This window comes from Enterobacter asburiae, assembly GCF_001521715.1.
Taxonomy (GTDB): Bacteria; Pseudomonadota; Gammaproteobacteria; order Enterobacterales; family Enterobacteriaceae; genus Enterobacter; species Enterobacter asburiae.
In genome coordinates, this window is the sequence record NZ_CP011863.1 from 2,168,803 (window position 1) to 2,182,072 (window position 13,270).

The following is a 13,270-nucleotide window of genomic DNA, read 5'->3' on the forward strand; positions in this document are numbered from 1 at the left end:
GTTATCCCTGCTGAACTTTCAGTGCCTGCGCCCACTGTTGGGCAGACTGGTCAAGTAAGGTGTAAACCGCCTCAAAGGCCTCATGGCTTTTGCGATACGGATCGGGGATTTCACGTTCATTGTCCCAGTGACCAAACAGCATCACTTTGCCGCGCATCTCCGGAGCGATATCGCACAGCGCATGAATATGGCGTTTTTCCATCGTCAGGATCAGGTCATACTCCCGGCACATGCGGCCAGTGACCTGGCGGGCCACGTGGCCGTCGAGAGAGAGGTGATGATCCCGCGCCACGCTCGTTGCGCGCTCATCGGCACCTTTACCGACCAGTGCACCCAGCCCTGCCGAATCAACGGTCAGTTCGGGCTGGTAGTGTTTCAACAACCGTTCAGCCGTAGGGGAACGGCAAATGTTCCCCACGCATACCACCAGAATTTTGTTAAACATCGCGGATTACCAGGTATGAATGTCGCGCGCCGTATCCGTCATGTAGCGAACGCCACTGATGGTTGGCAGCAACTGGTTGATCAGACGGTTCCAGCGGGCAACCGGCGCGGTGGTGACGTACACCACATCGTATGGCTGGAGACGGAACTCCGTTGCCATCACCAGAGAGGTCGCATCGGACATATCCAGCTGGTAGATGTTGGCAATCTTGCCTTTCGCACTGCCCTCACCTTTCAGCGGACGGATAACGAAGATGCCGGTCGCGTTAGAGGTCGTCAGATCGATACCCTCAGCATTGCCCAGCGCTTCGGTCAGCGTCATACCGCTGAAGTCCATTTTGAGGGTGCTCTGTTTCTTCACTTCACCCATCACGAAGACTTTCAGATCGTCATTGCGCGGCACGTAGAGAATGTCGCCCGGATAGAGCAGGCGGTTCTGGGTCAGATCGCCGTTTTGCATCAGCGCCTGCAGCGAAATGCGCTGCTCCTTCCCGTTGTGGGTGAGCACGACGTTGCGCCAGTCGGCTCCGTCGGTTAACCCACCCGCGGCGTTGATGGCATCCAGTACGGTCAGAGGAACGTTGGTGATGGCCTGCTGGCCGGATTTGTTCACCTGTCCAGAGATATAGGCTTTTTGCGAGCGGAATGCGGCGATATTAACGTCCACCTGCGGATCGGCGATGTACTGCGCTAAGCGGCCGGTAATATCACTACGGATCTCGGCAAGCGTTTTCCCTGCAACATGGACTTTACCAATGTAGGGATAGAACATGGTGCCATCTGACTGCACCCAGTTACCGGTGTCGCTTGAGCTGCGGTACTGGCCCGCTGGCGTGGTCAGTTCAGGGTGGTCCCAGACGGTCACGTTGATCACGTCACCCGGCCCCACGCGGTACTGGTAGGACGCAATTTCCTGGTCCAGTGACATATTTGGCTGGGCAACATTCGGACGTGGACGTAATTGTTCGACCAGACGAGGCGTTAGTGGATAAACATTCACCATTTTGTCGAGATCAAAATCGGCATCCTGTTGCTTGATCACATCCTTACCCATTGTTGACATATTGCTGCCGGGAAAGACCGTGCAACCACTCATCAAGGTCACAGACACCAATAATGGCATCAATTTCATTTTGGATTTCATCATTGATTATTTATCACTTTGGCAGAGTAATTATCCTGTGCAATTTAAATAAGCTCGAGTCGTATTGGGTTTCAGCATGCAGTTAATCAAATAGAAATATAACTGGCATCAGTCCTAAAAAAAGCTTATTCATCCATTGGCTATTGACAGAATAATCGAGGCTGATTCACACGCTTTCAGGCACGCTACCGCCCTTGGCTTTTCAGTTACCAATCCACTGACTAAACAATGTGTTATGGATAGACACCCTCTTGAGCAAGGTCTTCTGGATATATATCAGTCGCTTGAGAAACCCGACGGATAATGAATAACCACCCCTGAAGACCGAACATTAATAGCAACACCGAGATTTAACATTTGATGCTGGGAGAATTGTTGCAGCTAACCTAATAGCAGGCAAGGAGACAACTGTCCTAATATTGGTTTTTAAGATTAATATTAAGAGCAAATTTTTGACCTTTTAGGAATTTCTTTATATTGACAAAATGAGAGTAAAAATCATCACCTGCGATATATCCTAAAATGCCTTCATTGTAATTAAATATACGTATTTCGCTTATTTACACCCTATTGAGAATGCTCTCTTTTTTACCCGTCGTATTAAGAGAAATCTCAGCCCGCCATTGCAATTTCCCCCAGCTTTATCCATGATCGAAGTGTGACATTCGTCATATAACAGAAGGTATTGCTATTACTATGGAATGGATTGCCGATCCCTCAATCTGGGCCGGGCTGGTTACGCTGGTCGTCATCGAGCTCGTGCTCGGGATTGATAATCTGGTCTTTATCGCCATCCTCGCTGAAAAACTGCCCCCTTCCCAGCGCGACCGCGCGCGCGTGACGGGTCTGCTGCTGGCGATGGTGATGCGTTTACTGCTGCTGGCCTCTATCTCCTGGCTAGTGACGCTCACTCAGCCTCTGTTCTCCATTCACGGCCTGAGTTTTAGCGCCCGCGATCTGATCATGCTCTTCGGCGGGTTGTTCCTGCTGTTCAAAGCCACGGTAGAGCTCAACGAGCGGCTGGAGGGCAAAGACAGCGAGAACCCGACCCAGCGCCGCGGAGCGAAATTCTGGCCGGTGGTGGCGCAAATCGTGGTGCTGGATGCGGTCTTTTCTCTCGACTCGGTGATCACCGCCGTCGGGATGGTGGACCACCTTGCGGTGATGATGGCCGCGGTGATCATTGCCATCACGCTGATGGTCATGGCCAGCAAGGCGCTGACCCGCTTTGTGAACAGTCACCCGACCATCGTGATCCTCTGCCTGAGCTTCCTGCTGATGATTGGCTTTAGCCTGGTGGCCGACGGTTTTGGCTTCCATATTCCGAAAGGTTACCTGTACGCCGCCATCGGCTTCTCGGTCATGATTGAAGCGCTCAACCAGCTGGCGATATTTAACCGCCGCCGCTTCCTGTCCGCGAATCAGACCCTGCGTCAGCGCACGGCCGACACGGTTATGCGCCTGCTAAGCGGTAAGAAAGAGGATGCGGAGCTGGATGCCGAATCCTCCGCCATGCTGGCCGATCACAGCGACGGGCTGATCTTCGACCCGCAGGAACGACGGATGATCGAGCGGGTGCTCAATCTGAACCAGCGGACGGTCAGCAGCATCATGACCTCGCGGCATGACATTGAGCATATCGACCTGACGGCACCGGAAGAGCACATTCGCGCCCTGCTGGATAAAAACCAGCACACCCGCGTGGTGGTGACCGGCGGTGAAGAGGAAGAAGAGCTGCTGGGCGTGGTGCATGTTATTGACCTGCTCCAGCAGCAGCTGCACGGCGAGGCGCTCAATGTGCGCGTCCTGGTCCGCCAGCCGCTGGTTTTCCCGGAGGGACTACCGCTGCTTTCCGCCCTTGAGCAATTCCGTAACGCGCGCACGCACTTTGCCTTTGTGGTGGATGAGTTTGGTTCGGTGGAAGGACTGGTCACGCTCAGCGACGTCATGGAAACCATTGCCGGTAATCTGCCTAACGAGGTGGATGAGATTGACGCCCGCCATGATATTCAGAAAAACGCAGACGGTTCGTGGACGGCTAACGGCCATATGCCGCTGGAAGACCTGGTGCAATACGTGCCGCTGCCGCTGGATGAAAAACGGGAATATCACACTATTGCCGGTCTGCTGATGGAGTATTTGCAGCGTATCCCGCAGCCGGGGGAAGAAGTTCAGGTTGGCGACTATCTGCTCAAAACGCTGCAGATTGAAAACCATCGCGTGCAGAAGGTTCAGCTCATTCCGCTGCGGGATGAGGAAGAACTGGATTTTGAGGTTTAGGTAAAACAAAACGGCAACCCGGTTGCCGTTTTTAGTGTTTGCTCCCTCTCCCGTGGGAGAGGGCCGGGGTGAGGGCATCAGGCCGCAACGCCACCCGGCGCAACGGACATTAAAGCTTATCCAGCAGCTTCTTCACATCCTTACCGTCCTGTGAATCTTTATTGCGTTCCGCCCAGCCGCTAAGCCGACGTTTCGCTTCATCCTGCAGATGCTTACGCAGGATCTGATCCACCTCCAGACTGTAATTCAGGGCCTGCCATTTGCCGTATACGGTCAGCGGGACCGGCGTCTCTTTCAGGAAGTCGATGAGCTTGCTTTCACCCTGCCAGCCGGAAAGTACCCGCACGTTAAAGCGCGTGTCAGCCGTCTCTTTCACCAGATCCAGCTTACCTTCACCGGTCATTGATAAGAATGAAGAAGTACCCTGCATACCGTCGAGAGTAAGTTGTCCGTTGTCCAGCGTCAGGTCCGTGGTGAAGCTGTCGAGGCGCGTGGCGCTGTCGTAGTTATCCTGGGCCTTCACATCGCTGCTGCGCTCGACCGCCTGCTGCACCAGCTGCTGGAAGTTAAGCCCTTCCATACGGGAATTTTTCAGATCAAGATGCGCCTGCCCTTGCCACTCGTGGCGGAAAGCATCGGCATCAATTTTCGTGCCTGAGAAGTCACCCGCGAGCGTCAACTGCCCCGTCAGGGATATCGGATAGTTAAACGCGTTCAGGATGGTGCCTATCTCAACGTTGTCGAGACGCGGCTGGAATTCGGCGGTGGCAACGTCTTTACGGACGTCCAGCGTGCCGGGCAGCGAGAGGTTCCCTGCGCCCATCTTTCCGCTCAGCTCGGAGATCACCAGCAAACCGTTATGGTTAAACATCTGGCTGCTCACGTCGGTAAAATCAATGCCGCGCCAGCGCAGGCTATTGGCTTTCAGCAGAATATCCGCCGAGAACCCGCGCAGGGCGTTATAGTCAGGTTGATCGAGATTAGACGAGATTACCGGACGTGATACCGGTGCCTGGCTTTGCCCCGTCTGCGTGGCATCGCTGTCCGTGGCGCTGGCGGGCAGAGGCGGCAGCAGATTTTCCAGGTTGAGCTTGTCAAACTGCAGATTCAGCACCCACTTCGGCTTCTCTTCGAGCGTGACGCTCGCCTGCCCCTTCAGGCTACTGTCATTTGCCTGCAGGTTGAGATTATCCAGCTCCAGCTGCTTTTGCTCTTCGCGCCACACGGCCTGCAGCGTTCCCTGCCCTGCGATCCCCTGGGTGGGAAGATCGGCACCCGTCAGCTGCCAGTTCAGCTGCTGGATGTCGGCCGTAAGCTGGTGCGGATAGTCTGAGGCGTTCACATTAGCATTCAGCGACAGGGACAAATCACGCTGATCGCGGTTCACGCGCCCGCTAAATTCCAGCGACGCAAGATGGTGAGCATCCTGTTCCATCTGCAGGTTAATGTTGCGAATGGTCACCTGCTCCTGGTGCTCATGCTGGAAAACCAACACGCTATCGGCAACTTTCAGCTTGCCGATATCAAAGGACCAGCCGGTATCGGACGGATCATCAGGCAGAGTATTTTCGCGCGGCGCAACCGGCGCACTGGCATCACGCACGGCTTCGGTTTGCGGGGTGAGCTGGATCACCGCGCCTTTCAGCATCACCTGCTTAACCTGCAGCTGATGGGAAATGAGCGGGATCAGCGCCACATCAAGGCGCATGTTGTCTGCGGACACCAGCGGCTGGGCCGCCCCGGCGCCGTGAGCGACATGCGGCCAGAGAGAATGCTGAGCTGCGGCCAGACGTGCCAGCGCAGCGGCCCGTCAAGCTTCAGTTGATAACCACTGCGGGCCTCGACCTGCCGCACCATGTAAGCGCGGAAATCGTTGGGGTTAACCAGCAGAACCAACGCCGAAAGGCCAGCCACCAGCACCACCAGCAAAATCATCAGCGTTGTCAGAACTCTTCTCATGGCATCCTCAATGGGCTAACGATCAGTCTTTATCAATACGGCTGGCAACCGCGCCCTGCTGGTCGCGATATTTTGCGTCCTGCCGACGGTTGTAAGGACGATCTGCCGGGCCTGACAGCGGTTCAAAGCTCAACGCGCCGATCATCATGCCCGGGCGCAGCGCCAGCGGCAATTTACCGGCGTTGAAGAATTCCAGCACGATTCGCCCCGACCAGCCTGGATCGATACGGTGCGCGGTCACGTGAACCATCAGCCCCAGTCGCGCCAGCGAAGAACGGCCATCAAGCCAGCCGACCAGGTCCGGAGGCAGGGTGACGGATTCAAACGTCACCGCCAGGGCCAGTTCACCCGGATGCAGATAAAAAGCTTCGCCTTCATCGATTACGATTTCGTCACTCATCACGCGATCGAGCGCGGCGCTGACTTCGTCCTTCGGCCCGCTAAGGTCAATGAACGGTGCGGTATGGCCGCTAAAGGTGCGGAATTTATTGCCTAACCGGACATCAACGGTCACGCCATTGATACGCTCAACGGGTGGACGTGGGGTAATAGACAAACGGCCTTCATCCAGCCAGGCTTCTATATCGCGATCACAAAGACGCATGGCACTTTCTCCTTTCATGCATCGTACCCTGAGGCGTTAAGCGCTCAGGGTAAAACCAGGTTATCTCTGAACGGTACACAATTCGCGCGGCTTATTCAAAAAACTGGCTGATTTTCGCTTTTAAGATATCAATAGCAATGCGGTTTTTACCCCCGCGCGGCACGATGATATCGGCGTATTGTTTGGATGGCTCAATAAACTGCAGGAACATCGGGCGGACCGTTTTCTGGTACTGCGCCATGACGGAGTCCATCGAACGGCCGCGTTCATTCACGTCACGCTTGATGCGGCGCATCAGGCAGATATCCAGCGGGGTATCAACGAAAATCGAGAAGTTCATGGATTCGCGCAGGCGGGCGTCGGTCAGCAGCAGGATGCCTTCAAGGATAATGACCTTTTTCGGCTCGATGCGGATGGTTTCCTGGGTGCGGGTGTGTTCTACGTAACTGTAAACGGGCAGCTCAATCGCCTGGCCGCTCTTGAGCGCTTCTAAATGCTGGAACAGCAAGCTGTGATCCATTGCATTTGGGTGGTCATAGTTGGTTTTGACGCGCTCTTCCATCGACAGATGGGATTGATCTTTGTAATAGCTGTCTTCGGGAATGACGCCGATATGCTCATCACCTACTTGTTCACGCAGTTCGCGATAAAGCGTACTGGCAATTAGACTTTTACCTGAAGCCGATGCGCCGGCGATGCCTATAATGACGCACTGATGAGACTTATCAGTCATAAATTTAGCGACCTGATTAACCTGGATGTAAAGGAAGGACGACGCCGGAGCGTCAAACGCGGCAATTATAGGGATTTCGCGGGCGTGATACCAGTCGAAAGCACAGGTTCTGCGAGACTGGCCGAAAAGAGGCGCTTTATTCCCTGAGTGAAATTTAAATGAGCGTTTTTTCAGCGTTTAACCGTTTTTTTTCACGGAGCCTCTATTTAATAAGTCTGTGGTGTCAAATTCTGAGCGGTCACCATATGAATTGTAAATTGTTTGTACTAGCATAAACCAAATTATCAAATTCACGCGTTCGGACATCTTCCCTGACGGCATGGCGTCTCTGGATAAAGCGGTAATGAATAAACAATACCAGCGGGTTTTGGTTACCACCCCACATCCTTTAATACGACTTGTCTGTCTGGGCCTGGTCACCTTTATCTTTACCTTATTTTCGCTGGAGCTCACCCGGTTCGGCACCCTGCTTGCCCCGCTCTGGTTCCCCACCGCGATTATGATGGTGGCGTTTTACCGCCATGCAGGAAAAATGTGGCCCGGAATCGCCCTGGCCTGTTCGTTCGGCAATATTCTGGCCACCTGGATGCTGTTTTCGTGGGGATCGATAAGCCTCACCTACACCTCAATTAACGTGGTTGAAGCTTTTACAGGTGCGTTGTTGTTGCGCAAATTGCTCCCGTGGTACAACCCGCTGCAGAATCTGAATGACTGGATCCGCGTGGCCATCGGCAGCGCAGTGATACCGCCGCTGGTTGGCGGCGTCCTGGTGTCTCTGCTGGCTCCCGGCCCTGAACCCTTGCGTAATTTCTTCGTCTGGGTGTTGTCCGAAGCCATTGGCGCACTGGCGGTGGTACCGTTGGGGCTGTTATTTAAACCGCATTATCTGCTGCGCCATCGTGACCCGAGACTGCTGCTGGAAACCCTGACCACGCTGGCCGTAACGCTGGCCCTCAGCTGGGCAGCCATCACCTGGCTGCCGTGGCCTTTCACCTGCGTTATCGTTTTGCTTATGTGGAGCGCCGTGCGCTTGCCGCGGATGGAAGCGTTCATGGTGTTTCTGGTCACGGTGATGGTTGTGTCGCTGATGATTGCTCAAAACCCTGTGGCGCTGACAACCCAGCACGTCGGGCCGATGCTAAACGCCCCCTGGCTGCCGTTCCTGATGCTGCTCCTGCCTGCCAACGTGATGACCATGGTGATGTACGCCTTCCGCGCAGAGCGCAAACACATCACCGAAAGCGAGGAGCGTTTCCGCAATGCGATGGAGTATTCCGCCATCGGTATGGCGCTGGTCAGCATTGAGGGCAAATGGCTGCAGGCTAACAAGGCGCTGTGTAATTTCCTCGGTTACAGCCAGACGGAGCTTCAGTCGCTGACCTTCCAGCAGCTCACCTGGCCGGAAGATCTGCACACCGACCTGGAACAGCTCGAACAGCTGGTCAACGGCGACATCAATACCTATACCCTCGAGAAGCGCTATTACACCCGCAACGGGGAAGTAGTCTGGGCGCTCCTTGCCGTCTCCGTCGTGCGCCATGCTGACGGCTCGCCGCTCTATTTTATCGCCCAGATTGAAGACATTAACGACCTGAAGCAGACCGAGTGGGTCAACAAACGCCTGATGGAGCGCATTACGCTGGCTAACGAAGCGGGCGGTATCGGCATCTGGGAGTGGGATCTGGAGCCAGACATTATCAGCTGGGACAAGCGGATGTTTGAGCTATATGAAATCCCGCCGCACATCAAGCCTACCTGGCAGCTCTGGCACGACACGATGCTGCCGGAAGATCGTGCCCACGCTGAGCAGGTGCTGCGGGACTCGCTGATTTCCCGCCTGCCGTTTAAGCTGGAATTCCGCATCCGCGTGAAGGAAGGCGTGCGCCACATTCGCTCCCTGGCGAACCGGGTGCTCAATAAGCAGGGTGAAGTCGAACGGCTGCTCGGGATCAACATGGATATGACCGAGGTGAAGCAGCTCAACGAGGCTCTTTTCCAGGAAAAAGAGCGTCTGCACATCACCCTCGACTCCATCGGTGAAGCGGTGCTGTGTACCGATATCAACATGAACGTCACCTTTATGAACCCGGTGGCCGAGAAAATGAGCGGCTGGCTGCAGACCGAGGCTATCGGCCAGCCGATCCTGAAGGTGTTGCACATCACCTTTGGTGAAAAAGGGCCGCTGATGGAGAATATTCACAGCGGCGATATGTCCCGCTCCGATATCGATCAGGACGTGGTGCTGAACTGCCGTACCGGCGGTAATTTTGATATTCACTACAGCATTACGCCGCTCAGCACGCTGGACGGGCAGAATATTGGCTCGGTTATCGTGATTCAGGACGTGACCGAGTCGCGCAAAATGCTGCGTCAGCTGAGCTATAGCGCCTCCCACGATGCCCTGACCCATCTGGCAAACCGGGTCAGCTTCGAAAATCATCTTAAACGGCTCCTGCAGACCGTTCGCGAAACGCGCCAGCGTCATGCCCTGGTCTTTATCGATCTCGATCGCTTCAAAGCCGTCAACGATACGGCAGGCCATGCGGCGGGCGATGCCCTGCTGCGGGAACTCTCTTCTCTGATGTTGACCATGCTCCGCTCCAGCGACGTGCTGGCGCGTCTGGGTGGGGATGAGTTCGGATTACTGCTGCCGGACTGCAATATTGAAAGCGCGCGCTATATCGCTGGGCGCCTGATCCACACGATCAATGACTATCACTTTATGTGGGAAGGCCGCCTGCACCGGATCGGCGCCAGCGCAGGCATCACGCTGATTGATGAAAATAACCATCAGGCGTCGGAGGTGATGTCGCAGGCGGATATAGCCTGTTATGCCTCGAAAAACAGCGGGCGCGGCATGGTGACGGTTTACGAACCCCAGCAGGAGCGGGATCACAACACGCGCAGCATGATGTCGCTTGATGAACAGTGGCACATGATTAAAGACAATCACCTGATGATGATCGCCCGCAGCGTCGCTTCCCCGCGCATTCCGGAAAGCAGTAATTTCTGGCTGCTGTCGTTACGCCTGTGGACCAGCCAGGGCGAAGTCCAGGAAGAGCATGCCTTCCGCTCGGGTCTGGCCGAGCCTGAGCTTTTGCACGCCCTCGACAGGCGCATTTTTAATGAGTTTTTCCGCGCCTCTGCCGCACAGGTCGCCAGTAAAGGCATGGGAGTGGCGCTGCCGCTTTCTGAGGCCGGTTTAGCCAGCGTAACGCTGGTCGATGAACTTCTCGACCTGCTGGATAAAAGCCCGATGCCGGGCCGTCTCCTGCATCTGGTTATCTCTGCCGACGTGGTGTGCAGCCCGGATAAAAACCTGCAGCGGAGTCTGCAAAAGCTTCGCCAGGCGGGCTGCCGCGTGATCTTCAGTCAGGTGGGTCGCGACATGAACGTCTTCACCCACCTGACCGCCAATATGGCCGACTATCTGATGCTGGACGCAGAAGTGGTAAGCAACGTGTATGGCAACCTGATGGATGAGATGATGGTGACCATTGTTCAGGGCCACGCCCAGCGTCTGGGGATGAAAACCATCGCCGGCCCGTGCAATCAGCCCATCATGATGGATACGCTCTCCGGCATCGGCATTGATTTCATCTATGGCGACACTATCGCCGAGCCGCAGCCGCTGGATCTACTGCTCAACACCAGCTATTTCGCCATCAACTGACGGCGTCCAGCCGTCGGTATACCAGATATGCAGCAGCGCGTAAGAGCGCCACTGCTGCCAGCGCTCGGCATAACGCCGAATCTGCGCGGGCGTCATCCCGGCAAAGCGTTGCTTAATCAGATAATCATCCGGCAGAAAGACATCTTTCGCCTGCCAGCCGCGCAGGGCCAGGTAGTTTGCCGTCCAGCGCCCTATCCCCGGCCGCTGCTGTAGCGCCTTCATCCCGGCCTCAATATTCGCGGGCGGGAAAAGCGGAAACGTCCCGTCGATGACCGACTGCGCCAGGTGAATTAACGACTCCGCGCGTTTTACGGGCATCCCTAACGCTTTCAGCGCCAGCGGGTCCGCTGCCGCCAGCGCGTCCGGCGTGGGGAAGCAGAGATAGCCCGGACAGTCCGCCACCGGTTCGCCGCACAGCGCCACCACGCGCGACGTCAGTTTCGCCGCCATCGCCACGCTCACCAGCTGCCCGAGGATCGCCCGTACGCCCTGCTCGTACGCGTCCATCGCCCCCGGCAAACGCAAGCCTGGCCGGGCAGCACCGAGATCGCCCAGCGTATCCGCGATATGCTGCGGGTTGCAGGCGAGATCGAACAGGCGTTCGATGCGTTCAAGGCACGTCTGCGCAACCGGGATTAACCCCGGACTGAGCGTGACGGTCAGCGTATGGGTGGCGATATCCGGCGTGGCGCGAAATATCCCCTGATGCCCTTCACAGGCAAAACTGCGCTCGTAGTAGTCGTGTGTGACGGTTTCAATGCCCGTCACCGCACGCGCGCCGAGAAAGCCAAACATCCACTGCCAGTCGTAAGGGGGTTGCCAGTTCAGGGTGTACATCGTTGCTCCTTTTTTGTTCTTATCAGCATAAACGGAAAGACCTTGTATTGCCTTGCTTTCATATTCCTGTTGTCGCCATGAAGACATTTCGTTAAAGTCTCGCCCCTTCTCACTGGCATGGGGATTTATCGTGTTTATTGGATTCGACTACGGTACGGCAAACTGCTCGGTTGCGATTATGCAAAACGGGCAGCCACAGCTCCTGAAAATGGAAAAAGAGAGCACGCTGCTGCCCTCAATGCTCTGCGCGCCGACGCGTGAAGCGGTAAGCGAATGGCTGTTCCGCCACCATCAGGTTCCGGCCACGGCGGCGGAGACCCAGGCGCTGCTGCGCCGGGCAGTCAGCTTTAACCGCGAGGAAGACATCGACGTTACGCCCTCCAGCGTGCAGTTCGGCCTCTCTTCGCTCGGGCACTACATTGAAGATCCTGAAGAGGTTTACTTCGTTAAGTCGCCAAAATCCTTCCTCGGCGCCAGCGGGCTGAAGCCGCAGCAGGTGGCGATGTTCGAAGACCTGGTGTGCGCGATGATGCTGCATATTCGCAATCAGGCGCAGACGCAGGTCTCCGATGCGATTACCCAGGCGGTCATTGGCCGCCCGATCAACTTCCAGGGGCTGGGCGGCGACGAGGCTAACCAGCAGGCGCAGGGGATCCTTGAACGCGCGGCGCACCGGGCAGGATTCCGCGACGTGGTGTTCCAGTACGAGCCGGTTGCGGCGGGGCTGGACTTTGAAGCCACGCTTGCGGAAGAGAAGCGCGTGTTAGTCGTGGATATCGGCGGGGGCACAACGGACTGCTCGCTGCTGCTGATGGGACCGCAGTGGCATAACCGTCGCGATCGTGAAAATAGCCTGCTCGGGCACAGCGGCTGCCGCGTAGGCGGTAACGATCTCGATATCGCGCTGGCATTCAAGAGCCTGATGCCGCTGCTCGGCATGGGCGGTCAGACGGAAAAAGGCATCGCCCTGCCGATCCTGCCGTGGTGGAACGCGATTGCCATCAACGACGTGCCTGCGCAAAGTGATTTTTACAGCACCGCGAACGGCCGCTTCCTTAACGATCTGGTGCGCGACGCGCAGGACGCCGAGAAGGTTGCCCTGCTGTATAAAGTGTGGCGTCAGCGCCTGAGCTACCGCGTGGTGCGCACTGCCGAAGAGAGCAAAATTGCCCTTTCCGACCGCGCTGAGCATGCGGTCTCCTTGCCGTTTATCAGCGACGATCTGGCCACCGCGATTTCGCAGGACGGGCTGGAGACGGCGCTCGCGCAGCCGCTGCAGCGTATTCTGGAGCAGGTGCAGCTGGCGCTGGAGAACGGCAAAGAGAAGCCGGACGTTATCTACCTGACCGGGGGTAGCGCCCGTTCGCCGCTGATCAAAAAAGCGCTGACGGAACAGCTGCCGGGCATTCCGATTGCCGGTGGGGATGACTTTGGCTCCGTTACCGCTGGTCTGGCGCGCTGGGCGCAGGTGATGTTTAGCTAGCATTGTTGCGGTGCGGTCTGGTGCCCTCACCCCGGCCCTCTCCCGCAGGGAGAGGGAGAAAACACCAAAAACGGCAACGGATGTTGCCTTTTTAAGTTTACCTCCATTCAGAC

Annotated in this window: 8 protein-coding genes and 1 pseudogene; 3 read left to right on the forward strand and 6 right to left on the reverse strand. The window is 56.2% G+C overall.

Annotated elements, in window-relative coordinates; translation table 11 throughout:
• Window position 1: 1 nt before the first annotated feature.
• Both wzb and ACJ69_RS10675 read right to left on the reverse strand, forming a co-directional pair.
• Window positions 2–445: a low molecular weight protein-tyrosine-phosphatase Wzb gene (wzb, locus tag ACJ69_RS10670; RefSeq protein ID WP_023312405.1), complete on the reverse strand. Its 444-nt coding sequence runs from the start codon at window positions 443–445 to the stop codon at window positions 2–4.
• A 6-nt stretch (window positions 446–451) separates the two neighbouring features.
• Entirely contained in the window at window positions 452–1,591 is a 1,140-nt protein-coding gene (locus tag ACJ69_RS10675) for a polysaccharide export protein (protein WP_014170829.1), read from the reverse strand.
• A 693-nt stretch (window positions 1,592–2,284) separates the two neighbouring features.
• On the opposite strand from ACJ69_RS10675, the gene ACJ69_RS10680 reads away from it, so the two are divergent.
• On the forward strand, window positions 2,285–3,868 hold the full coding sequence (locus tag ACJ69_RS10680; RefSeq protein ID WP_059347024.1) for a TerC family protein: 1,584 nt from the start codon (window positions 2,285–2,287) through the stop codon (window positions 3,866–3,868).
• A 109-nt stretch (window positions 3,869–3,977) separates the two neighbouring features.
• On the opposite strand, the pseudogene asmA reads toward ACJ69_RS10680, so the two are convergent.
• The 3 genes and pseudogenes from asmA to udk form a co-directional block, all read right to left on the reverse strand.
• Window positions 3,978–5,827: pseudogene (gene asmA / locus ACJ69_RS10685) on the reverse strand (outer membrane assembly protein AsmA).
• A 22-nt stretch (window positions 5,828–5,849) separates the two neighbouring features.
• On the reverse strand, window positions 5,850–6,431 hold the full coding sequence (gene dcd, locus ACJ69_RS10690; protein ID WP_023312408.1) for a dCTP deaminase: 582 nt from the start codon (window positions 6,429–6,431) through the stop codon (window positions 5,850–5,852).
• Between the two features lie 91 nt (window positions 6,432–6,522).
• Window positions 6,523–7,164: a uridine kinase gene (gene udk, locus ACJ69_RS10695; RefSeq protein WP_008500855.1), complete on the reverse strand. Its 642-nt coding sequence runs from the start codon at window positions 7,162–7,164 to the stop codon at window positions 6,523–6,525.
• Window positions 7,165–7,507: 343 nt separating this feature from the next.
• Here udk and ACJ69_RS10700 point away from each other — a divergent pair, with 343 nt between their 5' ends.
• Window positions 7,508–10,837, forward strand: a complete 3,330-nt coding sequence (locus ACJ69_RS10700) for a diguanylate cyclase (protein ID WP_059347830.1) — start codon at window positions 7,508–7,510, stop codon at window positions 10,835–10,837.
• On the opposite strand, the gene alkA is transcribed toward ACJ69_RS10700, so the two are convergent.
• Window positions 10,802–11,674: a DNA-3-methyladenine glycosylase 2 gene (gene alkA / locus ACJ69_RS10705; RefSeq protein ID WP_059347025.1), complete on the reverse strand. Its 873-nt coding sequence runs from the start codon at window positions 11,672–11,674 to the stop codon at window positions 10,802–10,804. The genes ACJ69_RS10700 and alkA overlap by 36 nt on opposite strands.
• Before the next feature lie 130 nt (window positions 11,675–11,804).
• Here alkA and yegD point away from each other — a divergent pair, with 130 nt between their 5' ends.
• Window positions 11,805–13,157, forward strand: coding sequence for a molecular chaperone (gene yegD / locus ACJ69_RS10710; RefSeq protein WP_059347026.1), 1,353 nt, complete (start codon window positions 11,805–11,807; stop codon window positions 13,155–13,157).
• Window positions 13,158–13,270: the final 113 nt, after the last annotated feature.